At 72.0% G+C, this 24,447-nt stretch carries 25 protein-coding genes; 9 read left to right on the top strand and 16 right to left on the bottom strand.

Annotated elements, in window-relative coordinates; genetic code table 11:
- Positions 1-49: 49 nt before the first annotated feature.
- Complete coding sequence (locus MDN94_RS27890) at positions 50-520, top strand: hypothetical protein (RefSeq protein ID WP_482728659.1); 471 nt, start codon at positions 50-52, stop codon at positions 518-520.
- A gap of 22 nt (positions 521-542) precedes the next feature.
- On the opposite strand, the gene MDN94_RS27885 is transcribed toward MDN94_RS27890, so the two are convergent.
- The gene (locus MDN94_RS27885; RefSeq protein WP_453457935.1) at positions 543-1,064 is read right to left on the bottom strand and encodes a DinB family protein; all 522 of its coding nucleotides are present in this window, start codon (positions 1,062-1,064) and stop codon (positions 543-545) included.
- Positions 1,065-1,095: 31 nt separating this feature from the next.
- On the bottom strand, positions 1,096-1,710 hold the full coding sequence (locus MDN94_RS27880; protein WP_482728658.1) for a TetR/AcrR family transcriptional regulator: 615 nt from the start codon (positions 1,708-1,710) through the stop codon (positions 1,096-1,098).
- Positions 1,711-1,792: 82 nt separating this feature from the next.
- Here MDN94_RS27880 and MDN94_RS27875 point away from each other — a divergent pair, with 82 nt between their 5' ends.
- Complete coding sequence (locus tag MDN94_RS27875) at positions 1,793-3,043, top strand: FAD-dependent monooxygenase (RefSeq protein WP_482728657.1); 1,251 nt, start codon at positions 1,793-1,795, stop codon at positions 3,041-3,043.
- A 28-nt stretch (positions 3,044-3,071) separates the two neighbouring features.
- Positions 3,072-3,977, top strand: a complete 906-nt coding sequence (locus MDN94_RS27870; RefSeq protein ID WP_482728656.1) for a Gfo/Idh/MocA family protein — start codon at positions 3,072-3,074, stop codon at positions 3,975-3,977.
- Here MDN94_RS27870 and lnt read toward each other — a convergent pair.
- From lnt to MDN94_RS27840, 6 genes are all read right to left on the bottom strand, one after another.
- A complete protein-coding gene (lnt, locus tag MDN94_RS27865) occupies positions 3,901-5,535 on the bottom strand; it encodes an apolipoprotein N-acyltransferase (protein ID WP_482728655.1) in 1,635 nt (544 codons plus the stop codon). The genes MDN94_RS27870 and lnt overlap by 77 nt on opposite strands.
- 219 nt (positions 5,536-5,754) lie before the next feature.
- Positions 5,755-6,213 (bottom strand): nuclear transport factor 2 family protein, encoded by a 459-nt coding sequence (locus tag MDN94_RS27860; RefSeq protein ID WP_482728654.1) that lies wholly within the window; start codon positions 6,211-6,213, stop codon positions 5,755-5,757.
- Between the two features lie 308 nt (positions 6,214-6,521).
- Positions 6,522-7,685 carry a methyltransferase gene (locus MDN94_RS27855; RefSeq protein WP_482728653.1) on the bottom strand — a complete coding sequence of 388 codons (1,164 nt, stop codon included), beginning with the start codon at positions 7,683-7,685 and terminating at the stop codon, positions 6,522-6,524.
- A 97-nt stretch (positions 7,686-7,782) separates the two neighbouring features.
- Positions 7,783-7,962: a hypothetical protein gene (locus MDN94_RS27850; protein ID WP_482728652.1), complete on the bottom strand. Its 180-nt coding sequence runs from the start codon at positions 7,960-7,962 to the stop codon at positions 7,783-7,785.
- Between the two features lie 54 nt (positions 7,963-8,016).
- Positions 8,017-8,892, bottom strand: coding sequence for an undecaprenyl-diphosphate phosphatase (locus tag MDN94_RS27845; protein ID WP_482728651.1), 876 nt, complete (start codon positions 8,890-8,892; stop codon positions 8,017-8,019).
- 258 nt (positions 8,893-9,150) lie between these two features.
- Complete coding sequence (locus MDN94_RS27840) at positions 9,151-9,963, bottom strand: TVP38/TMEM64 family protein (RefSeq protein ID WP_482728650.1); 813 nt, start codon at positions 9,961-9,963, stop codon at positions 9,151-9,153.
- Positions 9,964-10,012: 49 nt separating this feature from the next.
- On the opposite strand from MDN94_RS27840, the gene MDN94_RS27835 reads away from it, so the two are divergent.
- The 3 genes from MDN94_RS27835 to MDN94_RS27825 all read left to right on the top strand — a co-directional run bounded on the left by MDN94_RS27835 (position 10,013) and on the right by MDN94_RS27825 (position 13,102).
- A complete protein-coding gene (locus tag MDN94_RS27835; RefSeq protein ID WP_482728649.1) occupies positions 10,013-10,711 on the top strand; it encodes a DNA alkylation repair protein in 699 nt (232 codons plus the stop codon).
- A gap of 343 nt (positions 10,712-11,054) precedes the next feature.
- Positions 11,055-12,224 (top strand): elongation factor Tu, encoded by a 1,170-nt coding sequence (gene tuf / locus MDN94_RS27830; RefSeq protein WP_482728648.1) that lies wholly within the window; start codon positions 11,055-11,057, stop codon positions 12,222-12,224.
- Between the two features lie 32 nt (positions 12,225-12,256).
- On the top strand, positions 12,257-13,102 hold the full coding sequence (locus MDN94_RS27825; RefSeq protein WP_482728647.1) for a spermidine synthase: 846 nt from the start codon (positions 12,257-12,259) through the stop codon (positions 13,100-13,102).
- 290 nt (positions 13,103-13,392) lie between these two features.
- On the opposite strand, the gene MDN94_RS27820 is transcribed toward MDN94_RS27825, so the two are convergent.
- Complete coding sequence (locus tag MDN94_RS27820; protein ID WP_482728646.1) at positions 13,393-14,694, bottom strand: MFS transporter; 1,302 nt, start codon at positions 14,692-14,694, stop codon at positions 13,393-13,395.
- A gap of 77 nt (positions 14,695-14,771) precedes the next feature.
- The gene (locus tag MDN94_RS27815; protein ID WP_482728645.1) at positions 14,772-15,803 is read right to left on the bottom strand and encodes a DUF8017 domain-containing protein; all 1,032 of its coding nucleotides are present in this window, start codon (positions 15,801-15,803) and stop codon (positions 14,772-14,774) included.
- Positions 15,804-15,897: 94 nt separating this feature from the next.
- Here MDN94_RS27815 and MDN94_RS27810 point away from each other — a divergent pair, with 94 nt between their 5' ends.
- Positions 15,898-16,350 (top strand): DUF4442 domain-containing protein, encoded by a 453-nt coding sequence (locus MDN94_RS27810; protein WP_482728644.1) that lies wholly within the window; start codon positions 15,898-15,900, stop codon positions 16,348-16,350.
- A gap of 146 nt (positions 16,351-16,496) precedes the next feature.
- On the opposite strand, the gene MDN94_RS27805 is transcribed toward MDN94_RS27810, so the two are convergent.
- Entirely contained in the window at positions 16,497-17,027 is a 531-nt protein-coding gene (locus MDN94_RS27805) for a gamma carbonic anhydrase family protein (protein ID WP_482728643.1), read from the bottom strand.
- A 190-nt stretch (positions 17,028-17,217) separates the two neighbouring features.
- Here MDN94_RS27805 and MDN94_RS27800 point away from each other — a divergent pair, with 190 nt between their 5' ends.
- The gene (locus MDN94_RS27800; protein ID WP_482728642.1) at positions 17,218-18,444 is read left to right on the top strand and encodes a cytochrome P450; all 1,227 of its coding nucleotides are present in this window, start codon (positions 17,218-17,220) and stop codon (positions 18,442-18,444) included.
- 157 nt (positions 18,445-18,601) lie between these two features.
- Positions 18,602-19,582: an SMP-30/gluconolactonase/LRE family protein gene (locus MDN94_RS27795; protein WP_482728641.1), complete on the top strand. Its 981-nt coding sequence runs from the start codon at positions 18,602-18,604 to the stop codon at positions 19,580-19,582.
- 45 nt (positions 19,583-19,627) lie between these two features.
- Here the strand turns inward: MDN94_RS27795 and MDN94_RS27790 are convergent, their stop codons facing one another.
- From MDN94_RS27790 to MDN94_RS27770, 5 genes are all read right to left on the bottom strand, one after another.
- The gene (locus MDN94_RS27790) at positions 19,628-20,923 is read right to left on the bottom strand and encodes a cytochrome P450 (protein ID WP_482728640.1); all 1,296 of its coding nucleotides are present in this window, start codon (positions 20,921-20,923) and stop codon (positions 19,628-19,630) included.
- Positions 20,920-21,537, bottom strand: coding sequence for a GTP-binding protein (locus MDN94_RS27785; RefSeq protein WP_482728639.1), 618 nt, complete (start codon positions 21,535-21,537; stop codon positions 20,920-20,922). The genes MDN94_RS27790 and MDN94_RS27785 overlap by 4 nt, the downstream gene beginning before the upstream one ends.
- Positions 21,518-21,877 (bottom strand): DUF742 domain-containing protein, encoded by a 360-nt coding sequence (locus MDN94_RS27780; protein WP_482728638.1) that lies wholly within the window; start codon positions 21,875-21,877, stop codon positions 21,518-21,520. The genes MDN94_RS27785 and MDN94_RS27780 overlap by 20 nt, the downstream gene beginning before the upstream one ends.
- Positions 21,874-22,293 (bottom strand): roadblock/LC7 domain-containing protein, encoded by a 420-nt coding sequence (locus MDN94_RS27775; protein WP_482728637.1) that lies wholly within the window; start codon positions 22,291-22,293, stop codon positions 21,874-21,876. The genes MDN94_RS27780 and MDN94_RS27775 overlap by 4 nt, the downstream gene beginning before the upstream one ends.
- A 114-nt stretch (positions 22,294-22,407) precedes the next feature.
- Positions 22,408-24,276: a sensor histidine kinase gene (locus MDN94_RS27770; protein ID WP_482728636.1), complete on the bottom strand. Its 1,869-nt coding sequence runs from the start codon at positions 24,274-24,276 to the stop codon at positions 22,408-22,410.
- Between the last annotated feature and the right edge of the window lie 171 nt (positions 24,277-24,447).

Here is a 24,447-nt window from a genome sequence, read left to right as displayed (position 1 = left end):
TAGCGTCGGTGTCCTCAAGCAGCACTTCGCCGCGGACGAGGAGGCCACAGTGATGGAGCAGCAGGAGGCGTCGCAGGACATCGTCATGACCCGGATCGGGCAGGCGATGATGCTGTTGCACGGGGGTGACCGCGAGGAGGCGCGTAATCGCTTCGCGCTGCTGTGGTCACAGATCGGCGAGGAAGGGGACGCCCTGCACCGCTGCACCCTCGCCCACTGCATGGCGGACGTCCAGGACGACCCGGCGGACGAGCTCGCCTGGGATCTGCGTGCCCTGTCGGCGGCCGACGGGCTGAGCGACGAACGGCTCGCCCGGCACCAGACACTCGCGGTCCGGGCCCTGTACCCCTCGCTCCATCTGAACCTGGCGGCGGACTACGTCAAGCTGCACCGCCCCGAGGAGGCGCGCGCCCATCTGGAGCGGGCACGCGCGTCCACGGACGCCCTGGCGGACGACGGTTACGGCCGCGGGGTGCGGGCCGCCATCGACCGCCTGGAGCGCACCCTGGGGGCAGGCTGAGCCGGTTGCCGCCCTCGCCCGGTCACTCGCCCGTGGCGCCGTCGATGTGCTCGCGCAGCAGGTCGGCGTGGCCGTTGTGGCGTGCGTACTCCTCGATCATGTGGGTGAGGATCCAGCGCAGGCTGAACGCCTCGCCGCCGCGGCTGCGGGACACCGACAGGTCGTCGAGTTCGTGCGCCGCGGTGACCTTGCGGGCGTCGGCGACCTGGGTGAGCCAGGTCGTGTGCGCCTCGGCCCAGGTGTCCTGTTCGGTGACATGGAAGTCCCCGTCCCGGTCCTCCTCCGTTGAGTACAGGTCGGGAAGGTCCTCGTCGTCCATGATCTCGCGGAACCAGTAGCGCTCGACCTCGGCGAGGTGTCGCACGAGCCCCAGCAGGGTGAGCTCCGACGGTGCAAGCGAGGCCGTCCGCAGCTGCGCGTCGTCCAGACCGGCGCACTTCATGATCAGGGTCTCGCGGTGGTAGTCCAAGAAGCCTTCCAGCATGGCGCGTTCGCCGGCGGTGGTGGACGGCTCGGTACGTGTGTCTGTGGTCATGGCGATCATCCTGCGTCACCTCCCGCCGCGCTGCCAGGAGTTATTCGCTCTGGCCGGCTTGCGCGCCGAGCAGACCGCGCAACAACTCCTGGAAACCCTTGCGCAGTTCTTCCAGGCTCGGTACCGCCGCGTGGTACGCGCCGACGGCGCAGGCGAACATCAGCCCCTCGCACCATGCGACGAGGGACAGGGCGTGGCGTTCCGGCTCGGGTGAACCCGCTTCGGCCATCAGCGCGTTGAGCGGGGTGCGGAAGCGGCTGCCCGTCCGGTCGTAGAACTCGCGCAGTTCCGGGCGCCGGGTTGCCTCCAGAGCCAGTTCGTAGCGGGCGACAAGCAGTTCGCGGTGGCCCGTGAGATAGCGGTGCAGGGCGAGCGCCATGGCGTCCAGCAGGTCGGCCCTGCCGCCGAGTGCGGGCGGCAGGGCCGCCACGGTGAGGACGGCCGCCTCGCGGTCCGCCAGCCGGCGCACCGCCGCCTCGAGCAGCGCCTGACGGGTGCGGGCGTGGTTGGAGGTCGAGCCTTGCGGCAGCCCTGCCGCCTCGTCCACGGCGCGGTGGGTGAGCCCGCGCATCCCGCGCTCTGCGAGGAGCGCGAGCGCGGTGTCGGCGATGAGTTCTGCCCGTGGGGCGCCGGGCGGGGCGGTGCGTGCGGCCATGCCGTCAATCTACCGCCGGAACTACAGATGTAGTAGCTTGGCCATGGCACTACATCTGTAGTAACCGAGTGGAGGAGCAGCCATGCCCGTACCGCGTAAAGCCGCACACGCAGTCGTTGTCGGCAGTGGGATCGGCGGCCTCACCGCGGCCGTCGCCCTGCGGCAGCACGGCTGGCAGGTCACCGTCCTGGAAAAGGCCGCGTCCCTCGAGCCCGTCGGCGCGGGCATCGGACTCGCCCCCAACTCCCAGCGCGCACTGGACGTCGTCGGACTCGGCGACGAGGTCCGCGGCCTAGCCGCCTGGCAGGGCCCCGGCGGTATGCGCACCCCCGCCGGCCGCTGGCTGTCCCGCATCGACAGCGCCGCCGCCGCGGAACGGTTCGGCGGACCCCTCGTGCTCGTCCACCGCGCCACTCTGATCGACCGGATCGCCCGCCGGCTGCCCGAGGGCACCGTCCGCACCGGCTGCCCCGGTGAAGTGGCCGACGCGGGGACCGCCGGTGGACGCCCGGCCCGGGTGACCACACCCGACGGCGACATCGAGGCGGACCTCGTCATCGGCGCCGACGGCATCCACTCCGCCGTGCGCGGCGCCCTCTTCCCCGACCACCCGGGGCCCGCGTACTCAGGGATGACGACCTGGCGCGTGGTCGGCCCCGCGCCGGAGCAGCCCTTCGAGCCGCACGAGACCTGGGGCCCCGGCTCCCTCTGGGGCACCCAGCCCCTCAAGGACGGCCGGATCTACGCCTACGCGGCCGCCGTCGCCCCGCAGGGAGGCAAGGCGCCGGACGGCGAGAAGGCCGAGCTGCTGCGCCGGTTCGGCGACTGGCACGACCCCGTCCCCGGCGTCATCGCCGCCGCCGCACCCGAGAGCGTGCTCCGCAACGACGTCCACCACATGATCCGGTCGCTGCCCGCCTTCCACCGCGGCCGCACCGTGCTCCTCGGCGACGCCGCGCACGCCATGGCCCCGACGCTCGGCCAGGGCGGCAACCAGGCCATCGAGGACGCGATCGTGCTCGCCCACCACACGGCCACCGGCCTCGACCTCGGCGCCGGGCTCGCCGCCTACAGTGCCGAGCGGCAGCCCCGTACCACGGCGATCGTCCGGAAGTCGGCCCAGGTCGCCCGGCTGATGTCCCTGCGCGGCGCACCCGCCGTCGCCGTCCGCGACGCCCTCATGTCCGCGGTCTCCCGCCTCGGCCCCGGCCTGATGCTGCGGACCTTCGACGGCATCGCCGACTGGCGGCCCCCACGGCGCACGTATGCTGCCGGAGCACAGGACGCGCACGGAGAGCCAGGCGCGCACGAAGAACAACCGGCACGGCGGTGAACCGGCCGGGCATGTGAGGGGGAACCCCGTGAAGGTCGGCTGCATCGGGCTCGGCGACATCGCGCGGAAGGCGTACCTGCCGGTGCTCACCACCCTGCCCGGGGTGGAACTGCACCTGCAGACCCGCACGCCGGCCACCCTTGCCCGGACGGCGGAGACCCACCACATCCCCGTCGAGCGGTGTCACACCGACCTGGACCCGCTCCTCGCACAGGGACTGGACGCGGCCTTCGTCCACGCGTCGACCTCCGCCCACGCCGAGATCGTCACCCGGCTCCTCGAAGCGGGCGTGGCGACCTACGTCGACAAGCCGCTCGCCTACGAACTGGCCGACTCCGAGAGGCTGGTGGCGCTGGCGGAGGAACGCGGCACCAGCCTCGCCGTCGGCTTCAACCGCAGGTTCGCCCCCGGCTACGCGCAGTGCCTCGAGCACCCGCGTGAACTGATCCTGATGCAGAAGAACCGCGTCGGCCTCCCGGAGGACCCGCGCACCCTCGTCCTCGACGACTTCATCCACGTCGTCGACACCCTGCGCTTCCTCCTCCCGGGAACCGTCGAGCACACCGACGTACGCGCACGGATCGTCGGCGGCCTGATGCACCACGTCGTCCTCCAGCTGTCGGGGGACGGATTCACCGCCATCGGCCTCATGAACCGGATGAGCGGCTCCACGGAGGAGATCCTCGAGGTCTCGGGTCAGGACTCCAAGCGCGAGGTCCGCAACCTCGCCGAGATCGTCGACCACAAGGGCCAGCCCAGCGTCCGGCGGCGGGGCGACTGGGTGCCGGTGGCCCGCCAGCGCGGCATCGAGCAGGTCGTGCACTCCTTCCTCGACTCCGTGCGCACGGGGAAGGTCCTCAGCGCACAGGACGCGCTGAGGACTCACGAGCTGTGCGAGCGAGTGGTCCGCCTGGCCCTCGAGCAGGCCGCCTGAGGGTACGCACACCGCCGACGGCGGCCAGCACGGCCAGCAGCGCCACCGACGCGTACACCGGCCAGTCGCCGAACCGGACGTAGAGCGTGGTCCCGGACACCAAGGGCACCTCGTAGACCGCGGCGGTGGCGCTCTCCGTCGAGAGCGGTGCTCCCACCCGGTCGCCGCCCGCCCCGTACACCGCGCTCACGCCGGTGAGCGTGGCATGCACCATCGGCCGGCCGCTCTCCGCCGCGCGCAGCGCCGCCAGCGACGCGTGCTGCTCGGGTGCCCAGCTCTCCTGGAACGACGACGTCGCCGACTGGGCCACCAGCACCTGCGCGCCGTCCCGTGTCAGCCGCCTGCTCATGTCGGGGAACGCCGACTCGAAGCAGACCAGCGGGCCGAGCCGCAGACCGGGCGCCCGCGTGCCGTCGTCCGGCAGCGTCATCACCACCGGGGCACGCCCCCGCAGCCGGTCCTCGCCCGCCGCCCGGCCCACCGACGTGGCCCAGCCGAGCACCGACCGGGCAGGGATGTACTCACCGAACGGGACGAGCCGCATCTTGTCGTACCGGTCCCCGGTCGGGCCGTCGGGGCCGACGAGCACCGAACTCTTGTAGATCCCCGGCGCACCCGAGGCGCCCTCGCTCCGTGCGTCCACATTGACCAGCACCGGTGCGCCGATCTCACCGGACAGGGCGGCCAGGCGCTCGGCCAGATCGGGCCGCGCCCGCAGGTCCGCGCCGACGCTGCTCTCGCCCCAGACCACCAGATCGGGATCGCGGCCCTTCAGCTCGCGCGTCAGCTCCTCGCCGCGGTCGAAACGCCGCTCCGCGCTGAGCATGCCGCCGACGACGCCCGGCTGGACCACCGCGATCCTCGCCCGGCCCGCTTCACGCGGCTGCGGCGCCCACGCCCACACCAGGGTCACGCCGGTCGCGCAGAGGACGACCGCCGCCACAGCGGCCCTACGGGCGCTCCTGACCGCCACGAGCAGCACGACCACCGTGTTGACGGCCACCACCAGCAGGCTCACCAGCCAGACACCGCCGACCGAGGCGACCCGCAGAGCCGGCGTCACCTCCCACTGACTCGCGCCCAGCAGGCCCCACGGGCCGCCGAGCCCCTCCCAGGAGCGAACCAGTTCGATCATGAGCCAGCCCGCGGGCACGGCGCCGACGGCCACCGCCGCCCGGGCCGTCGACGGCGTCCCGCCGAGCATGACCCGCACGAGCACCCCCCACGGCGCGCACAACAGCCCCAGCAGCGCCGCCAGCACCAGCAGGAAGACATGGAGGCTCGGCAGCAGCCAGTGATGCATGGCCATCATGAAACCGGCACCGCCGAGCCAGCCCTCGAACGCCGCACGACGGGCGGTGGGCGCGGTGCGCAGCAGCAGCATCCACGGGACCAGCGCGAGAAAGGCGAACCACCACAGCGACGGTTCCGGAAAGGCGAGCGCGGGCAGCGCACCGGCCACGAACGCGACGGCGCCCCGCGAGCCCCGCGAACGGAGAAACTGCTCGTGCCACCCGTCGTGCCGCGTCCTGTCCCGCCTGCCGACCGGAATCCGCATGCAGCGCCTCCTCGTCCGGCCTCGAGGGGCCACGAGCCGTTCACCACCAGTGTGCGCGAAGATCGGCGTCGGCGAACAGTGCGCCTCACCCGCCCCAGGCGCCACCGACATACGCGTCGTAGCGGGTCTCTCGGCCGACAGCGCGACTCCGTCGTGTCCCGCGTCGCCGGGTCCCGCCCTCCGGTGCCCGGTGTCGGCGGGCGCCGCAACCGTGCCGCGTCATGCCTCGCCCAGCTTCCCGCCGCCGCGTCGCCACCTCTCCTCGATCACCAGGGACCGCAGCCGCCAGCCGGCCTCCTCGCGGATCAGAACGAAGTTGTAGCGACCGCCCGAAACGAACTCGTCACCCGATTCGGTCCGCATCGGATTGAGGTAGTCGGCGCGCACCTCGGCCCGGTCACCCGGATACCCGTCCAGGTCCTGGACGGTCACCCGCCGGTTCACGATGAGGTGCTGGCGGACGGGAAAGAGCCGCATCGCACGTGCCAACCACTCGGCGACCTCGGCCGCCGGCCCCTCGATACCCCCGGAGCCGCGGTAGTCGGCCCGGCCGTCGCCCGTGAACAGCGCACGGTAGGCCTCCCAGTCGCCGTCGTCGACGGCCACCGCGTAGTCGGTGACGACATCGTCGACGGCAAGCCTGTCCATCACGGTCGCGAGATCCACGCGCTGTGTCATCGGCTCAGTGTCGGCCAAGCGGCCTGCCAGGCCAAGAGCCGTGCGCACCCGTCACCCGCACGGCGTCGGCAACCGGCCACACCCCACTCCCGCAGCACGCTGCGACTCGACCGCCGTCTTCGGCGGGCCGTGCATGCCGCGGTCGGCGAAGGAGGCCACGGCGGAGGGGCACCTGGAGCCGACCGTGCTCACGCCGCCGCCCCGGCTCGGCGGGGGCGGGTGGGGGCACGCTCGGCGGTGTGCGCGAGACCTCCCGCGCCCGGTACAGCCGTTGGCAGCGGGCCGACGCCTGAGCGGCCCGCTGGGAATCAGCGCCGTACTGCCTTGAGCACGACGAACTTGGGATCGCCGGCGACCACTTCGCAGTTGCCGAACAGCCGCCGCAGCCGCACGTGGTAGCCGAGATGCCGGTTGCCGACCACCCACAGCTCACCGCCGGGACGCAGCGCACGGCGCGCGTCGGCGAACATCCGCCGGGCCGCCGTGTCGGTCGTCGCGCGGTGCGAGTGGAACGGAGGGTTGTTCAGCACGACGTCCACCGACGCGTCCGCGAGGGCGGACAGCCCGTCGCCGACGAGGAACTCCGCTGTGCCGGACGGCACGTTGTCGTGGAAGGTGGCCTCCGCCGAGGCCACGGCGGAGTACGACTCGTCGACGAACGTCACCTCGGCGCCGGGATCGGCCAGCGCGGCCGCCGTGCCGACCACGCCGTTGCCGCAGCCCAGGTCCACGATCCGCACCGGGCCGCGGCCCCGCGGCAGGTGGCGCAGGAAGAAGCGGGTGCCGATGTCGAGGCGTTCCGCGCAGAAGATGCCCGCGTGGTTGGTGACGGTGCGGCCCGCGAGGACGCCGGTGTCGGACGGCAGGGCGTACCGCAGCGGCCACGGGCTCGGGAGCCGGGGGAGGGCCGTGTCGGGGGTGCAGAAGATCAGCCGGGCCTTCTTCGCCGCGAGTGACGTCCTGGTCGGCCCGATGATGCGCTCGAACAGCTTCAGCGTGGACGTGTGGATCTCCGTGACCATGCCCGTGCCGACGACGACGGTGTCCGCGTCCACGGACGGCGCCAGCCGGTGCAACTGGTCCTCGAGGAGCGCGAGGCTCTTCGGCACGCGGATCAGGAGCACGTCGATGTGCTCCGGCGGTTCGTCCCGCGCGGTGAGCAGCCTCACCACGCCCGGCTCGACGCCGGCTCGGCGCAGATTGCCGCGGGTCGCCTCCTGGCCGAGGAACGAATCGGTGATCTGGACGGTCTCGCCCGTCCCGTGGGCGGCGAGGGAGGTGACCAGGGCGCCCCATCGGTCGCCGACGACGGCCACCGTGCCGGACAGGTCCGTCGGCGCCGCGTCGTCGATGCCGTGAAGATGGCGCAGCAGGTACTCGTCGGCGGCGTCCCAGGCGCGGAGCGTGTCGCGCGGGTCCTCGGGGAAGCGGGCGAGCTCGTACGCGCCCCATGGCGTGGTCAGACGGTTCATCGTGCACTCAGGCTAGCCGAGCGGGGGAGGGCGGCTGCCCGGTCACGGGCGTCGTGGGCGGGCAGCGGCACGGGGCGCGGCCGCCGCCCGCTGGGCGCTACGCGGCGCGCTGTACGTCCTCGCGTGCCGCAGCGGCCCACTCCACCACCAGTGCCTCGTACTCCGGACGCCGGTCCTCGGGGAGTGCGCCGTCGGCCCACAGCTCTCGGATCCGTGCGTTCAGCTCGGATGCGGACAACGAGGTTTCGGATTCGGACTCGCGGGGAAAGGCGGACATGTCTGCCAGGTTACGGCCTTCGCCCCGCGTCCGTCTTCCGCGCGAACTGCTCGCTCAGCCCGCCGACTCACCCGCGTGCGGGCTCAGCACATCCGTCCCCACCAGGATGTACAGCAGGATTCCGAGCAGAATCCGGTAGATCACGAACGGCATGAAGCTCTTCGTAGTGATGAATTTCATGAACCAGGCGATCACCGCGTAGCCCACACCGAAGGCGATGATCGTCGCGAAGATCGTCGGCCCCCAGGACACATGGCCACCCTCGCCCGCGTCCTTCAACTCGAACAGTCCCGAGGCGAGCACGGCGGGGATCGCCAGCAGGAACGAGTAACGGGCCGCCGCCTCACGGGTGTAGCCCATCAGCAGACCGCCGCTGATCGTGGCGCCGGAGCGGGAGACGCCCGGGATCAGCGCCATCGCCTGGCAGACGCCGTAGACCAGACCGTCGCGGACGCTCAGGTCCTTCAGCGTCTTGCGCTCCTTGACCACCCGGTGCCGGCCACCCGCCTCGTCGCGGGCGGCGAGCCGGTCCGCGAAGCCGAGGACGATGCCCATCACGATGAGGGTCGTGGCGATGAGCCGCAGATCACGGAACGGGCCCTCGATCTGGTCCTTCAGCGTGACGCCGAGCACACCGATCGGGATGGAGCCGACGATCACGAGCCAGCCCATCTGCGCGTCGTGGTCGCTGCGCATCGCCTTGTCGGTGAGCGAGCGGAACCACGCGGACACGATCCTCGCGATGTCCTTGCGGAAGTAGATGAGGACGGCCGTCTCCGTGCCGATCTGGGTGATCGCGGTGAACGCGGCCCCCGGGTCGTGCCAGCCCGCGAACGCGGCGGTGAGCCGGAGATGCGCGCTGGAGGAGATGGGAAGAAACTCCGTCAGCCCCTGGACGAGCCCGAGGATGAATGATTCGAACCAAGACATGAAAGCTACGCCACCCAAGAGCTGATCACGGTCTGTCAGGCGCGCGCGAAGGCACATGACCCGTGAGATACGACTCACGTACGTCATCGGGCCGGCGCCGGTTGGCAGCGTAGCGCCCCAAAATGAAGGGCTTGCCGCAGCCCCCGCCACGGAGTCGGGAGACGTACCCGCCCGCGCCTGTCAGGCGGGGGTCCGAACACCCCGGCGCCCGGCCGCCGGGCGGCGTCCCGAGGCGCGTGCGTCAGCGGCCGGAGACTCCTACGCCGTGACCCGTCCGGTGCCTTCGGCGACGCGGCTGTCGCTGCCGGGGCCTTCGGCACCGTGGGAATCGGCGGTGTCGGCGCCTCCGGCTTCGGCGGTGCGGCCTTCGGTGCCGCGCAGGCGGTGGCGCTTGGTCCAGGCGACCGCGGCCGCGGCCAGGCCCGTCACCACGATGAAGCCCATCGCGATCAGGAAGGCCGGCGACGTGGGCGAACCCGCCCGGCTGCCGGCGACGACGTACGCCGCCGTGTTGGGGATCGAGCCCAGACCGGTCGCGAGGAGAAAGGGCACATAGCCCATGCGGGACACGGCCGCGCAGTAGTTGGCGGCGGCGAACGGCACACCGGGGAACAGCCGGATCGCCAGCATCGAACGGAAACCGTGCCGGCTGAGCTGACCGTCGGCGGCCTTCAGCCAGCGGCCACGCAGCAGCGGCCGGAGCGCTTCCTGACCGAGCAACCGGCCCAGCGTGAAGGCGATTCCGGCGCCCAGCACCGTGCCGGCGAGCGCCGCCGCGAGCCCGGCCTGCGAGCCGAACAGCGCCCCCGCCGCCAGATTGAGGATGGGCCGCGGCACGAAGGCCGCCGTGCACACCCCGTACCCGACGCCGAACAGCACCACGGCCGCCGGCCCGCCCAAGTGCGGCGGCCAGCCGGCCGAGAGCAGCCGCTGCGGCTCGTAGAGCAGGACCGTCACCGCCGCGGAGGCAAGCACCACCGCGAGAAGGGTCAGCCGCGACCATGGCGAGAACAGGGCCCTGGAGCAGCGGAAGGCGAGACCGGATGCCGGCCTGGGGACGGGGTCGAGCATCCGGGGAGACTAACCGACAGCCGCCCGTGATCGCCTTATTGTGTGCCGTATGACGCACGTCGTACCGCGAAGCGATCTCGCCGACACCGTCATGGCCCGGCTCGTCGTCGTGTACCCGGCCGCGGGGGACGCCGAGCGTGCCGCCAAGGCCGCCGCGTACATGAAGGGCGTCGCCCCGTTCCTCGGGATCCCCACGCCCGCACGGAGAAAGCTGTCGCGCACGGTCCTCGCCGGCACACCCCGGCCCGACGAGGCCGACTGCACGGCCGTGGCGCTGCGCTGCTGGGAACTGCCCGAGCGGGAGTACCACTACTTCGCCGTCGACTATCTCCGCCGTCACGCCGGCCGCTGCTCCTCCGGCTTCCTGCCCGTGGCACGCGGGCTCGTCACCACCGTGCCCTGGTGGGACACCGTCGACATGCTCGCCGTCCATGTCGTCGGGCCCCTGGTGGCAGCCGATCCGGCGCTCGGTGAAGTGATGGACGAATGGATCGACGACGAGGACATGTGGGTGGTGCGCACGGCACTCCTGCACCAACTGCGCTTCCGGGCCGCGACGGACAGCGCCAGGCTGTTCGACCACTGCCTCCGCCGGGCCGGGCACCCGGACTTCTTCGTCCGCAAGGCGATCGGCTGGGCACTGCGCGAGTACGCGAGGACAGACCCCGACGCCGTACGGCAGTTCGTCGACGGCGCACGCGACCGCCTGTCGCCGCTGTCCGTCCGCGAGGCGCTCAAGCACCTCTGAGGGGCGCCGGTGCCGGCTGATCGCACTGCTTGCGGCGGGCGCCCGGCCGGGTCCCCCCGCCGGGCCGCTTCTGCGTGAACGGCCGTGCCGGGAAAACCGTTCGACGGCCGCACCCGCACCGGGTGATCATTCACCCATGTTCCGGTACGCCTTCCTCGCAGCGCCGTCCGCATTCGCGGACGCGCCGAAGGCTGCCGTTCTCCCCGCAGCCGATGCTGCCGCAGCGCCCCTCGACGGCGCCCGAAGCTGACCCTTCCCGGATCGTCCGGCGGACCCCACAGGGGGAGGGTCGGCCAGGCCCAGGGGTCCCACACTTCGAGTTCCGGGAAGGAACCATCGCGCCATGCCCAAGACGGCATACGTGCGGACCAAGCCGCACCTCAACATCGGCACCATGGGCCACGTCGACCACGGCAAGACCACCCTGACCGCCGCCATCACGAAAGTCCTCAGCGAGCGGGGGAGCGGCACGTTCGTGCCCTTCGACAGGATCGACCGGGCGCCCGAGGAGGCCGCGCGGGGCATCACCATCAACATCGCGCACGTCGAGTACGAGACCGACACCCGTCACTACGCCCACGTGGACATGCCGGGCCATGCCGACTACGTCAAGAACATGGTCACCGGTGCCGCCCAACTGGACGGGGCGATCCTCGTCGTCTCGGCGCTCGACGGGGTCATGCCGCAAACCGCGGAGCACGTCCTGCTGGCCCGCCAGGTGGGCGTCGACCACATCGTCGTCGCCATCAACAAGGCCGACGCGGGCGACGACGAGTTGACCGACCTCGTCGAGCTGGAGGTCCGGGAACTGCTGACCGCACACGGGTACGGCGGCGACGCGGCGCCGGTCGTGCGCGTCTCCGGGCTGCGGGCGCTCGAGGGCGAGCCGCGCTGGACGGCCGCAGTGGAGGCACTGCTCGACGCCGTCGACACCTATGTGCCGATGCCCGTCAGGTACACCGACGCGCCGTTCCTGCTGCCCGTGGAGAACGTGCTCACCATCACGGGGCGCGGGACCGTCGTCACCGGTGCCGTCGAGCGGGGCACCGTACGGGTCGGCGACCGCGTGCAGGTGCTCGGCGCGGACACCGAGAGCGTGGTGACAGGACTGGAGACCTTCGGCAAGCCGATGGAGTCGGCGGAGGCGGGGGACAACGTGGCACTGCTGCTGCGCGGCCTCCACCGCGACCGTGTCCGGCGCGGTCACGTCGTCGCCGCGCCCGGCAGCGTCGTACCGAGCCGGCGCTTCACCGCGCAGGTGTACGTGCTCTCGGCCCGTGAGGGCGGACGGACCACACCCGTCTCCACCGGCTATCGGCCGCAGTTCTACATCCGCACCGCGGACGTCGTCGGCGACATCGACCTCGGCGCGGCGGGCGTGGCACGGCCCGGGGAGACGGTCGCGTTGACCGTCGAGCTCGGCAGGGACGTCCCGCTCGAGCCGGGGCTCGGCTTCGCGATCCGCGAGGGCGGCCGCACTGTCGGCGCGGGCACGGTGACGACCGTGCTGTGAGACGGGGGCGGCGGGACGGGGACAATGGCCCGGTGAACGAGCCGATCCCCGTCCTGTGCGCCGTCGATGGCGGCACCGCCAAGCTCATGCCCGACGTGGACCGGGAGCGGGCCTGGCTGCTGACCGTCGACGGCGCCCCGCAGTCGTACGTCGACCTGGACGATCCGACGCACCTCGAGTTCGAGTACCTGCGCCGGCTCGGCCACGTCGTCGACTGCGTGGCCGACGAGGGTGCACCGCTCTCCGTACTGCACCTCGGCGGCGGCGCCCTCACCCTGCCGCGCTACATCGCGGCGACCCGGCCCGGCTCCCGTCAGGACGTGGTCGAGTACGACGCAGGGCTCGCCGCCCTGGTCGCCGAGCACCTGCCGCTGCCCGAGGGGTCCGGCGTCACCGTCCACCGGGACGACGCGCGGAAGTGGGTCGAGGGGGCGGCGGCGGACTCCGTGGACATGGTGGTGGCGGACGTCTTCGGCGGCTCCCGGGTCCCGGCGCACCTGACCACGGTCGAGTACGCGAGGGCAGCGGAACGGGTGCTCCGGCCGGGCGGTGTCTACGCCGCCAACCTCGCCGACGGCGCGCCGTTCACCTTTCTCCGCTCCCAACTGGCCACCTTCGCGGAGGTCTTCACCGAGCTCGCCCTGATCGCGGAACCGTCCGTACTGAGGGGACGCCGCTTCGGCAACGCGGTGCTGCTCGCCTCGCAGTCGCCGATCGACACGGCGCCGCTGGCACGGCGGACGGCGTCGGACGCCTTCCCGGCCCGGGTCGAGCAGGGGGCGGCGCTCGCGCGGCTGCGGGGCGACGCGGGGCCGGTGGACGACACGACGGCGGTGCGGTCGCCGGAGCCGCCGGACGGGACGTTCACCGTCGGGTGACGGTCCGCTGCCGGGGCGCTTTCCCCGCCCCCACCCCTTCCCGAAACGGGCTCCGCGCGGACCCGCCACCGCGCTCCGCGCGGTGTTTCGGGGGCTCTGCCCCCGGACCCCCGCGCCTCAAACGCCGGCGGGGCCGGAGCAGCCAGGCAACTTCAGCCCGTGGGGCACCTCCCACGGCCGCCAAGCCGTAGGACACCGTACGAAGCGCGGTACGAGGTCCGGGGGCCTGCCCCGGTTCGGGAAGGGGCGGAGTGGGGAACAGCCCGCCGCAGGCGGCACGCGCCCGCCCGCTACGCCTGCGGCGCCGCTTCCTTCGACAGCGTCGGCGTCGACGGCCCGCCCGCCGCGACCGTCGCCCCGCGCCGCTTCAGGTTCCGTACGTCCGGAACGAGCAGCACCGCCGCCGTCACGACCACCACCAGCGCCGCGCACCCCAGCAGGGACGCCCTCCGTCCGAACAGGGACTCCGCCGGGCCGGCGAGCGCCGTGGCGAGCGGCAGCATCGCGACCGAGCCGAACCAGTCGTAGGCGGAGACTCGCGAGAGCATGTCCTCGGGAATCTCCTGGTGCAGCGCCGTCATCCAGGCCACACCGAACACCTCGATGGCCACGCCGCTGACGAACATCACCACCGCGAGGCCCTCCACCTGGAGGGGCACCGCGAGAGCCGCGGACGGCGCCGCGAGGGGGAAGACGCACAGCGTTCCGGCGAGCAGCAGCCGTCGCGGTTTCCACCGCATCATCAGCAGCGCTCCGCCGAGCGTGCCCACGCCGAACGCCGCGAGCGCCACACCCCAGGGCGCCGCGCCGCCGAGTTCGTCCCTGGCGACCAGGGGCCCGTAGACGGACTCGGCCGCTCCCACGACGGCGACGACCACCGAGAACTGTGCCACGATCGCCCACAGCCACGGTCTGGCGACGAACTCCTTCCAGCCGTCGCGCAGGTCGGCGAGCAGCCCGCCGCCCGCTTCCCGGGGTCTGATGTGGCTCACGTCCAGGAACGCCCGCAGCGCGCCCGCGACCGCGAAGGCCGCGGCGTCCACGGCGAGGACCCAGCCCGGTCCGATCGCGGCGATCATCGCGCCGCCGAGCGCGGCCCCGCCGATGGCCGCGCCGTGCATGGCCATCCGGAACAGGGCGAAGGCCCGGCTCGCCTGCTCGCCGCTGACGCTGGACATCAGCATGCCCTCTGCGGCGGGGTTGAAGAACGCCTGGCCGGTGCCGCACAGCGCGGTCAGCAGCATCATCTGCCACAGCTGTGGTTCGCCGGACAGTACGACGAAGGCGAACAGCGCCTGCGAGACGCAGTTGAGGGCGTTGGCCGCGACCATCACCCGGTGTCGCGGAAGCCGGTCGGCGATCGCGCCGCCGATGAGCAGGAACAGCACCAGCGGGAGGGTGCGGGCTGCGGCCACCAGGCCGACGTCCCCGCCGTCGCCGCCCGCCTGAAGCACCGCGAACGCCGCCGCGATCAGCGCACCATGGCTACCCAGGTTGGTGATGATCGCGGCGGCGGTCAGCAGTGTGTAGTTGCGGCCCGCCCACTCGGGGCGGCGCGATGTGCGGCGTGGCGCGGCAGCGGGAGATGTCACCGGAGGACTATCCCCGGTGTCGCCCGGACTTGCCAAACGACTTGTCGCGCCTCATCCCGTGGACGGCGGTCGGCGGCTCAGCCCGAGCTGCCGGCCAGCCGAACGGTGCTGAGGATCTGCTGGATCGTGGCGTCGGGTACCTCGTCAGGCACGCCCGTGTTGGAGTACAGCACCCAGCTGGCGAAGTCACCCTTCTCGTTCTTGAAGCTGAACGCGATCGACTTCCCGTCCGTCTCGCACTTGTTCTCCTTCTTCACACCGAGGGCTGTGGCTGTGGAGACGCTGCCCTTGAGGCCCGACTTCGTCGTGTAGTCGACGGCCTTGGTGATCTTGACGGTTCCCTCGGGCTCCGTCTGGGCGTAGGCGGCCCAGGCCCAGTTGCCGGCCTCGTTGTAGGCGGCCTCCGCGGTGCTCTTGGCGCCCTTGCCGCCCTTGGTGCCGGTGCCGGCCACCCCGTAGTCCTCTTCGCTGCCGTCCTTGTCGGAGTCGAAGAGACACCACTTGCTCTTGAAGTGGGCGGGTGCGGACATAACCACGACGGGTGAGCCGTCGCCCTTCTTCTCGTCCTCGAAGCCGGTGGCCGTGCCGGAGCTCGACACCTCCCACTCCGCCGGCACGTCGAACTGGGTGCCGTGCTTGGGGTTGGTGACGACCTTCCAGCCGGCGACGGTGGGCTTGGCCTCACCGCCGCGCGGGTTGCCCGTCGGCGACGGGGCCGGTTCGTCCGAGCCCTTCGGCTTGTCAGAGGCGTTCGGGTCGGCCGGCTGCGAGGCGGCGACGTCACCGCCCTTGCCCGACGACTTCTCGTCGTCCGGCAGTACGACGATGCCTGTCACGACGGCGGTCGCGACGACCGCGGTGGCCGCCACGATCGCGATGATCGTCGTCTTCCTCTTGTCGTCACCCGCCGGCTGCGGCGCTCCCGGCGTCTGGCCGGGCACGGCGTACTGCGGCGCGGTCGGCTGCTGGTACGGGTTGGGCTGCTGGTACCCCTGCTGCTGGTATCCCGGCTGCTGGTACGGATTCGGCTGCTGGTACCCCGGCTGCTGGTACGGGTTCTGGTCCTGCGGGTTCTGCTCGCCCCCGGGCGGCTGCTGTCCTGGCCACATGGCCAGTAACCATAGAGGTGCGGCCGTGGCTCTTCCACGTCCGGGCCCCGCGGGGGATGGCCAAGCGCATCTACTCGTGGGTAACATCCGGGGCATGAGCGCAGACCAGATGTCCATCGGCGAACTGCTCGCCGCCACCGTCCCGATGGTCAAGACCCTTAATCTCGAGTACCTCGAGACGACCGCGGAACGAGCCGTGCTCCGGCTGCCGGACCAGCCCGAGTACCACAACCATGTCGGCGGGCCGCACGCCGGCGCGATGTTCACCCTCGCCGAGTCGGCGAGCGGCGCCGTCGTCCTGGCCGCGTTCGGTGACCAGCTGAGCCGCTCGGTGCCGCTTCCGGTGAAGGCGGAGACCAGCTACAAGAAGCTCGCCAAGGGCGTCCTCACGGCGACCGCGACGCTCGGCCGCCCCGTTGCCGACGTCGTCGAGGAGCTGGACGCAGGGGAGCGCCCCGAGTTCCCCGTCACGGTCGCCATCCAGCGCGCCGACGGTGCCGTGACCGGCGAGATGCACATCGTCTGGACCCTTCGCCCCAACAGCTGAGCGCGTTCCCGCACCGCACAGGGCCGCCCGGCACCCCTGAGGTGACCGGACGGCCCTTCGCGCGCAGTGACGCACCTGGCCAAAGGTGTGCCCCGCGCCGCCTCGGCCTGTGCGGGCCCCGCTCCCGCGCGGTGGGCTCTCGGGCCTCAGTCCTTGTGCGCGTCCCGGTGCTGGGCGGCCAGGTCCAGATAGACCGCCGCGTTGAGCTTGATGCCCTCCTGCTCCTCCTCCGTCAGCTCCCGCCGCACCTTCGCCGGCACTCCGGCCACCAGGGAGCCGGGCGGCACCTGCATCCCCTGCGGCACGAGGGCCTGTGCCGCGATCAGCGAACCCGCGCCGATGTGAGCCCCGTTGAGGACCGTGGCTCCCATGCCGACGAGGACGTCGTCCTCCACCGTGCAGCCGTGCAGGATCGCGTTGTGGCCGACCGAGACGCGTTCGCCCACGGTGACGGGGAAGCCGGGGTCGCTGTGGACGGTGCAGTTGTCCTGGATGTTGCTCCCCGCGCCGATCACGATCGGCCCGCAGTCGCCGCGCAGCACCGTCTGGTACCAGACACTTGCCCCCGCGGCGACGGTCACGTCCCCCATCACGACCGACGTCGGCGCTGTGAACGCCTCGGGGGCGACGTCGGGCTCCTTGCCGCCCACACCCGCAACCAATGCCCGCTCCGTCATGCCTGCTCCCTCGTACCTCACCGGTCGTCCCGCGCCTACCTGCACCGTAAGCCCCCCGATCCCGCGACATGCGGCGAGGGCTCGGGTTCGCACGCGCCGGCGCACCCGTGCGCGCAGCCTTGCCGTCTGTCGTCCTTGTCTGCGGCTCAATAGCCTTTCGCGCATTGCCCGTTGCTGACGAGGGAGCCCCATGGCCACCGCACAGCACATCCCGGACATCCTGTCGTCCGAGTTCGCCGCCGACCCCTACCCCGCCTATCGGGCGATGCGCGAGCACGCCCCGCTGCTGTGGCACGAACCCACCGGCAGTTATCTGGTCTCCCGCTACGAGGACGTGGAGCGCGCCTTCAAGGACAAGGAGTCGGTGTTCACCACCGAGAACTACGACTGGCAGCTCGAGCCCGTCCACGGGAAGACGATCGTGCAGCTCAGTGGACGGGAGCACGCCGTGCGCAGGGCGCTCGTCGCTCCCGCCTTCCGGGGCAGCGACCTCAGGGACAGGTTCCTGCCGGTCATCGAGAGCAACGCCCGTGAGCTGATCGACGCCTTCCGGCACAAGGGCGAGGTGGATCTCGTCGACTCCTTCGCCACCCGGTTCCCCATCGATGTCATCGCCGACATGCTGGGTCTGGACAAGGCGGACCACGACCGCTTCCGCGGCTGGTACACGTCCGTCGTCGCCTACTTCGGCAATCTCGCCAGGGACCCCGACGTCGCCGCGGCAGGTGAGCGGACCCGCGTCGAGTTCACCGAGTACCTGATCCCGATCATCCAGGAGCGGCGCGAGAACCCGGGCGAGGACCTGCTCTCCACGCTCTGCACGGCGGAGGTGGACGGCGTGCGGTTGAGCGACGAGGACATCAAGGCATTCTGCAGCCTGTTGCTCGCGGCAGGCGGCGAGACCACCGACAAGGCCATCGCCGGCATGTTCGCCAATCTGCTGCTCCACCCGGAACAGTTGGTCGCGGTGCGCGAGGACCGGAGCCTCATCGACCGCGCCCTCGCCGAGACGCTGCGCTTCACACCGCCCGTCCATATGATCATGCGGCAGACCGCCGCGGAGGTCACCGTCACCGGCGGCACCATCCCGGCGGGTGCCACGGTGACCTGCCTGATCGGCGCGGCCAACCGCGACGGCGAGCGGTACCGCGACCCCGACCGCTTCGACATCTTCCGCGACGACCTCACCGCGACGACCGCGTTCTCCGCGGCCGCCGACCATCTGGCCTTCGCGCTCGGCCGGCACTTCTGTGTGGGCGCGCTGCTCGCCAGGGCGGAGGTCCGGACCGGGGTCGGTCAACTACTGGACGCCATGCCGGACCTGCGGCTCGCCGACGGCTTCGTCCCCCGCGAGCAGGGCGTGTTCACCCGTGGACCCCGCTCCCTGCCCGTGCGCTTCACACCCGCGGCCGGCTGAACCGGCCGGTGCATCGGAGCGCGCCGCAGGGTACGGCTCCCGTGGAGGGGGTGTGATCCACGACTCTCTGTTCGGATCCACCTTGCGGAGACCGGACATGGTCAAGCAATCTTCCTCATGTGCTGAATGATATTCAGCGCATGGAGGGGAGTGTCGTATGACCAGTGAGCGCGCCGCGCTGTACGAGATGTTCGACGACCGGTTCCGGACCGGCCGTTGTATGAACGGCGACGACGGCTTGGAGGTCCTGTACACCGGCTGCCGCTGGGCGGAGGGACCGATCTACCTGCCCGCCTGGCGGCAGGTGGTCTGGAGCGACATCCCCAACGACCGGATGCTGCGCTGGGACGAGGAGACGGGCGCCGTCAGCGTCTTCCGCCGCACCGCCGGGCACACCAACGGCAACACCCTCGACCGGCAGGGCCGGCTGGTCACCTGTGAGCAGGGCAACCGCCGGGTGACGCGGACCGAGCACGACGGCACCGTCACGGTGCTGGCCGACCGCTGGCAGGGGAAGCGCCTCAACAGCCCGAACGACGCGGCGGTGAAGTCCGACGGATCGATCTGGTTCTCCGACCCGGACTTCGGCATCACCAGCGACTACGAGGGCCATCGTGCCGAGAGCGAGATCGGTTCCAACAACGTCTACCGCATCGATCCCGATTCCGGCGAAGTGCGGCTGGTCGCCGACTGCTTCGGCGCCCCGAACGGTCTCGTCTTCTCGGCCGACGAACGGCAGCTCTTCGTCTCCGACACCCGGGCCGGCTGCATCCGGGTCTTCGACGTGCACGACGGCGGCACGCTGTCGGACGGCGCGACCTTCGCCGAGGCCGGGGCCCGGCCGAAGGCCCGCTTCGACAACCTCCGCTTCGACGACTCCGGTCGGCTCTGGGCCGCGGCGATGGACGACGGAGTGCACTGCTACGACCCCGACGGCACGCTGATCGGGCGGCTCGACGTCCCCGAGCCGGTCGCCAACATCGCCTGGGGCGGAGCCAAGCGCAACCGTCTCTTCATCGCCGCGGAAACCAGCCTCTACTCGGTGGTCATGGGCGTCACGGGCACGCACCCCACCGGCCCGGGACGCCGGCCGTGGCTGGACCCGGAGCCCGGCGCCGCTCGTCCCAGGGCGCGGTGAGCCGAACGGGAAGCGGGCCGCCGCAGCTCGGCGGGGACCGCTCCTCTACCGCTGATTCCCGCTCCCGTACTCCCCGAGGGCCACGACCGGTGTGAAGCTCACCGGCAACGAGGCCAGCCCCCGCATCCAGACCGACGGCCGCCAGGCCAGTTCGTCCGGTTCCACGGCGAGCACCACGTCCGGCAGCCGCTCCAGCAGCGTCTCCACCGCGGTACGGGCGATCACATCGGCGAGCATCGGTGCCGGATAGGGGCACCGGTGCTCGCCGTGGCCGAACGACAGGTGCGCCGAGTTCTCGGCGCCGATGTGTCCCTCCGGCCAGATCCGCGGATCGGTATTGGCGGCCGCGAGCCCCAGCACCAGACAGTCGCCGGCCCGGATCCGGCGGCCGCCGAGCGTGGTGTCGCGCACCGCCCAGCGGCCGATGACGTTCTGCGTCGGAGTGTCCAGCCACAGCACCTCGTTGAGCGCCTGGCCCACACTGAGCCGGCCACCCGACACGTTCAGCGCGAAGCGGTCGTCGGTCAGCAGCAGCCGCAGCGTGTTGCAGATCCAGCCGGCCGTCGGCTGCTGGGCCGCGGCGAGGACCATGACCAGGTCCTGTACGGCCTCCTGGTCCGTCAGGGCGGCCGGGTGCGCCAGCATCCGGGAGGTGACGTCGGGCCCGGGCGCGCGGCGCTTGTCCTCCACCAGCCGCTGGATGCGCTCCTGGACACGGACGTACGCGGCGACCGGGTCGTCGTTCTCCGCCGCGTCCAACGAGATCCGCAGGTCCCGTACCAGGCCTTCGGTGTCCGCCCCGTGGGCCGGCATCCCGCACATCCGCACGGCGGCGCGCATCGGAAGGGCATGCGCGTAGGCCGCCGTCAGGTCCGCCTGCCCGCTGCCGGCGAATGTGTTGATGAGCAGTTCGGCGATCTCGCGGCACCACTGGGCGAGTTCGAACTGGTCGACGGCCTCCAGCGCTTGTGTGACGACCCCGGCGCGGCGCTGGTGCTCCGTTCCCTCGGTGAAGAGCACGGACGGCTGATGCCCGACGAACGGCAGCAGCGGCCAGTCGGCCGGAACGGCCCCCCACTGGTTCCAGCGCCGCGAGTCGCGGGCGAAGAGCTCGTCGTGGGAGGTGACGTACGTGACCTCGCTGTAGCCGAGGACCAGCCACACCGGAACGTCCCCCTCCAGCAGGACCGGCGCGACGGAGCCGTACCGGCCGCGCAGGGAGCGGTACAGCTCCGACGGGTCCTGCTGGAACGCGTGGCCGCGGAGCCGGACCGCCTCCTCGTGGGCGGGGCAGCCTGGCGGGTGCGGCGCGTGTGCCGTGGTGCCGATGGGGTCGTTCATGGTGTCGTCTCCCGGGCCTTGGCCAGTTCATGGAGGTGGTCGGCGAGGCTGAGCAGGACGTGCTTGCCGGAGGAGCGGATCCGCGCGTCGCACTCGACCAGCGGGACGTACGGGTCGAGCGCCAGGGCCTGGCGGATCTCGGTCAGGGAGTAGACGGACGGGTCGTCGTCGAACCGGTTGACGGCGACGACGAACGGAGTACCGCGGTGCTCGAGCCGGTCGATGGCATACCAGGAGTCGCTCATGCGCCGCGTGTCTACGAGGACGACCGCGCCGAGCGTGCCGGCGAACAGCCGGTCCCACAGGAACCAGAAGCGTTCCTGCCCGGGTGCGCCGAACAGATAGAGGACCATGCGGTCGTTGAGGCTGATCCGGCCGAAGTCGAAGGCCACGGTGGTGGTCGTCTTCTTCGTCGCGACTCCCGCGGTCTCGTCGATGCCGACGCCGGCCTGCGTCATCACCTCCTCCGTGTTCAGCGGGCGGATCTCGCTCACGGACCGGACGAGCGTCGTCTTTCCGACACCGAAGCCGCCCAGGATCACGATCTTGAGGCCGCTCTCCGCATCCCTGCCCAACGGCGTGCGGCCGGGAAGCTCAGAGGTTGCGGAGTCCATCGAGCACCTCCTTCAAGAGGTCGGAGTCGGGCAGCGAGTCGCGGAAGCGGTCGACCGGCGGATGGCGGGCGGTGACGCGGCCCGTGGCCAGCAGGTCGCCCAGGAGGATCCGGACGACCGTCACGGGCAGCCGCAGCGCTGCCGAGACCTCCACGACCGCCGTGGGGGCGCGGCACAGTTCCAGGATCCGGACGTGCTCCGACTGCATGCCGGGCGCCGGCTCGCATTCACCGACGATCAACGTGACCAGGTCGAACGAGTCGTCGTCGGCACGGCTGCGTCCGCCGGTGACGGTGTAGAGCCGCTCCGGTTCACCGATGTCGACGGGACGCCGGGTCATGACCGGGGACTGTCCTGGGCCGGCAGCCGCGGCGCCGCCCGCAGACGGTCGCCGATCTGTTCGACCAGTTCGGTCATCCGGTGGCCGACCATGCCCGGGTCTGCGCCGTCCGCCGCGACGACCGCGAGGTGGGCGCCGGCACCCGCCTCGACGATGAACAGCAGGCCGCCGTGGAACTCGGTCATCGAGTGCCGGACGCCGCCGGTGCCGCTGCCGAACTCGATCGACGCGCCTTGGGCGAGGGCCTGGATGCCGGAGCAGATGGCGGCCAGCTGATCGGCCTGATCACGGGTGAGATGCCTGGTCCAGCAGAGCTTGAGCCCGTCGCGCGAGAGTACGAGGACGTGCCGGGTGCCGGGCGTGCGCTCCAGCAAGCCTTCCAGGAGCCAGGTGAGACTGGTGTCGGTGATCTGCATGATCGGGGTGGGCCGGGCGTCCGGTGAGGACCGGGTGTCGGCCTGTGCCTCCTGTCGGTTCCGGTGTACGGGACGGGGACGGACGGCGCCGCTGCGGCGGCGCGCCGGGCCCTGCTACGGGTCGGCCGTCCCGGACGTCTCCTCGGGGGGACCGCCGTGAGGGTCCGTGTACGTGGGCGCCCCGGGCGGGAACGACGGGCCCGTTTCCGCGGCGGGGAACCCGGAGTTCCCGGAACGGCGGGAGCGGTGGAACGCGCCGAACTGGGTGCCCGCGTCCCGGCCGGCCCCGGCGTGGCCCTCCGACAGGCCCGCGCCGGGGTCGCGGCCGCGGTCCGCCGCCGCCATCGTGCGGCCCGCCGGCCGCACCGGCAGCCCGCCGGGCGTCGCCACCCGCCGCACACCCTGCGGCGGGACGGGCACGCTGCCACCGCCCGCGCCCGCAGCCGGCGTGATCCCGGCAGCGCCTTCCCCCGGGGTCGCTCCGACCGTGCCGGTCCCGGCGGTTGTGGTTGCTGCGGTGCCGTCCCAGAAGCCTGTCGGGGTGGCACCTTCTCCGCCTGCCGTGGTCGCTGCCGTGCTGTCCCACGAAGTCGTTCCGACCGTGCCTGCCCCGGATGTCGTGGGGGCGTCGAGCAGGGGGACCGTGATGCCGTGGGCCGGGGTCACGTGCCCGGTCGCCGCCTGCTCCGGCAGGCCGCCGCGCGGCTGCGCCATCAACTGCGGCGGCAGCAGCACCACCACACCCGTACCGCCGCGCGACGACGGTCGGAAGCTGACGCTCAAGCGGTACTTCACGGCCAGCCTGCCGACCACGGCCAGCCCGAGCCGGGTGCCCTGAAGTGTGGCGAGGTCGGTGATCCTGCCGGACACCGCTTCCTCGGCCCGCCGCATCGCCGCGTCCGACATTCTCAGGCCGCTGTCCTCGATGGTGACGACCAGGCCCGCCGTCCGCTCCTCGACATAGACGTGGACCTCGTCGACCGGCGGGGAGAAGTTCGCCGCGTTGTCCATCAGTTCGGCGAGCAGGTGCATCACGCCCTCGGCGGCGAAGCCGGCGACGGCGGCCGTGCTGGAGGAGTGCAGCCGCACCCGCTGGTACGCGGCGATGCGCCCGACCGCGCCGCGCAGGACGGATTCCATGGGGATCGGCTTGTTCCAGGCGCGGCTGGCCCGGCCGCCCATGAGGAGCGCCAGCCGGTCGGTCATCAGGCCGAGCTGGGAGGCGTTGTGGTCGAGCTTCAGCAGGTCGCCGAAGACCTCCTCGCCGTGCCGGTCCTGCATCTCGCGGAGATCGGCGAGCATGGTCACGGCCTTCGCCTGCACCCGGCTGAGGGCCTTCGCGCTCGCGCCCTGGGCGGCCGCGGCGCGTCGCTCGCTGAGCGCCAGCTCCCGCACGGTCGTCTCGAGCAGCACCCGCAGCCGGGAGTCCGCGGGCCGGTCCAGGCCCGCCATCACCGTGTCGGCCGACGCGCCGGTGCGCAGATGCGCCACCGCGGCCGGCAGGGCGACCGTCGTCATCCGGTCGACGCCGTCCGCGGCCAGTGCCAACTGCCGCACTGCCGCGGCGCAGTTCGCCGCGGAGGCCCGTGCGCGGTGTTCCGCCGCGCCGATCTCGCCGGCGAAGGCCTCGAGCAGGCGCCGTAGTTGCGCGTCCTTCGGACGCGGTGTGCCGTTCAGGGTGTCCTCGACGGTGGCGCCGTCGCGCAGCCGCTTCACGACGGAGGGGACGGTGACGTTGAGCAGGTGCGCCGATTCGGCGGCGAGCTGCGCCGACCGGGCCCGGAGTGTGCGCAGTTCGCCGCTCGCGGCGTCGTTCGCGCCCCGGTGCCGGCGCAGCGTCGCCGACGCGGTGCCGGCGGCGACGCCCAGCCAGGCGACGCAGACCGTCGCGGCCACCCATGCGCCGGCGGAGGCGGGAGCGGCCACGACGACCGCTCCACCTGCCACGGCGGCCGCCAGCAGCGCGGTCAGCGGAAGAGGCACGGAGGAACGCCGTGGCGTACGTGTCCGGTGTGGTGTCGGAGCCACTGACATTCCGCGATCCCTCGCTGCTCGAGTGCGGGAAGAGCTGTGGGAAACAGGCGGCCGGCGGCGCATCGGCCCGTATCGCCTGCCACGGGCGACTGTTGACGCCGATCACTGACGGTGATCCTC

This window comes from Streptomyces sp. WAC00040 (assembly GCF_056835925.1).
This window is presented reverse-complemented; position numbering and strand designations above follow the sequence as displayed.

Coding starts and splice junctions, on each gene's coding strand:
- MDN94_RS27885 (WP_453457935.1), bottom strand. CDS start 1,064: ATGATCGCCATGACCACAGACACACGTACCGAGCCGTCCACCACCGCC.
- MDN94_RS27880 (WP_482728658.1), bottom strand. CDS start 1,710: ATGGCCGCACGCACCGCCCCGCCCGGCGCCCCACGGGCAGAACTCATC.
- MDN94_RS27875 (WP_482728657.1), top strand. CDS start 1,793: ATGCCCGTACCGCGTAAAGCCGCACACGCAGTCGTTGTCGGCAGTGGG.
- lnt (WP_482728655.1), bottom strand. CDS start 5,535: ATGCGGATTCCGGTCGGCAGGCGGGACAGGACGCGGCACGACGGGTGG.
- MDN94_RS27860 (WP_482728654.1), bottom strand. CDS start 6,213: ATGACACAGCGCGTGGATCTCGCGACCGTGATGGACAGGCTTGCCGTC.
- MDN94_RS27855 (WP_482728653.1), bottom strand. CDS start 7,685: ATGAACCGTCTGACCACGCCATGGGGCGCGTACGAGCTCGCCCGCTTC.
- MDN94_RS27850 (WP_482728652.1), bottom strand. CDS start 7,962: ATGTCCGCCTTTCCCCGCGAGTCCGAATCCGAAACCTCGTTGTCCGCA.
- MDN94_RS27845 (WP_482728651.1), bottom strand. CDS start 8,892: ATGTCTTGGTTCGAATCATTCATCCTCGGGCTCGTCCAGGGGCTGACG.
- MDN94_RS27840 (WP_482728650.1), bottom strand. CDS start 9,963: ATGCTCGACCCCGTCCCCAGGCCGGCATCCGGTCTCGCCTTCCGCTGC.
- MDN94_RS27835 (WP_482728649.1), top strand. CDS start 10,013: ATGACGCACGTCGTACCGCGAAGCGATCTCGCCGACACCGTCATGGCC.
- tuf (WP_482728648.1), top strand. CDS start 11,055: ATGCCCAAGACGGCATACGTGCGGACCAAGCCGCACCTCAACATCGGC.
- MDN94_RS27815 (WP_482728645.1), bottom strand. CDS start 15,803: ATGTGGCCAGGACAGCAGCCGCCCGGGGGCGAGCAGAACCCGCAGGAC.
- MDN94_RS27810 (WP_482728644.1), top strand. CDS start 15,898: ATGAGCGCAGACCAGATGTCCATCGGCGAACTGCTCGCCGCCACCGTC.
- MDN94_RS27805 (WP_482728643.1), bottom strand. CDS start 17,027: ATGACGGAGCGGGCATTGGTTGCGGGTGTGGGCGGCAAGGAGCCCGAC.
- MDN94_RS27800 (WP_482728642.1), top strand. CDS start 17,218: ATGGCCACCGCACAGCACATCCCGGACATCCTGTCGTCCGAGTTCGCC.
- MDN94_RS27795 (WP_482728641.1), top strand. CDS start 18,602: ATGACCAGTGAGCGCGCCGCGCTGTACGAGATGTTCGACGACCGGTTC.
- MDN94_RS27790 (WP_482728640.1), bottom strand. CDS start 20,923: ATGAACGACCCCATCGGCACCACGGCACACGCGCCGCACCCGCCAGGC.
- MDN94_RS27785 (WP_482728639.1), bottom strand. CDS start 21,537: ATGGACTCCGCAACCTCTGAGCTTCCCGGCCGCACGCCGTTGGGCAGG.
- MDN94_RS27780 (WP_482728638.1), bottom strand. CDS start 21,877: ATGACCCGGCGTCCCGTCGACATCGGTGAACCGGAGCGGCTCTACACC.
- MDN94_RS27775 (WP_482728637.1), bottom strand. CDS start 22,293: ATGCAGATCACCGACACCAGTCTCACCTGGCTCCTGGAAGGCTTGCTG.